The following is a 464-nucleotide window of genomic DNA, read 5'->3' as shown; positions in this document are numbered from 1 at the left end:
TCACCGAGTCAACATTGAAATACTACCCGTCGGTGACTGCGACTCTCACTCCGGGAGGAGTACACCGGTAGCCGGGCAGTTTGACTGGGGCGGTACGCGCTCGAAAAGATATCGAGCGCGCCCGAAGATCATCTCAGCCGGGTCGGGAATCCGGCGAAGAGCGCAAGAGCACAAGATGGTCTGACAGTGTCATTCCCAACGAGTGACGCTGACGCGAAAGCGTGGTCTAGCGAACCTACGAGGCTCCGGAATGGGGCCCGTAGATGACAGAAAAGCTACCTTAGGGATAACAGAGTCGTCACCCGCAAGAGCACATATCGACCGGGTGGCTTGCTACCTCGATGTCGGTTCCCTCCATCCTGCCTGTGCAGAAGCAGGCAAGGGTGAGGTTGTTCGCCTATTAAAGGAGGTCGTGAGCTGGGTTTAGACCGTCGTGAGACAGGTCGGCTGCTATCTATTGGGGG

General features: G+C 57.3%; 1 rRNA gene. It reads left to right on the top strand.

Annotated elements, in window-relative coordinates:
* Nucleotides 1-464 (top strand): 23S ribosomal RNA (locus C461_RS15095); the annotation flags it as partial.

The sequence above is a fragment of the Halorubrum aidingense JCM 13560 genome (genome assembly GCF_000336995.1).
Taxonomy (GTDB): Archaea; Halobacteriota; Halobacteria; order Halobacteriales; family Haloferacaceae; genus Halorubrum; species Halorubrum aidingense.
Note: the sequence above shows the minus strand (reverse complement) of the source record. Positions and strands in the feature narration are given on the sequence as shown.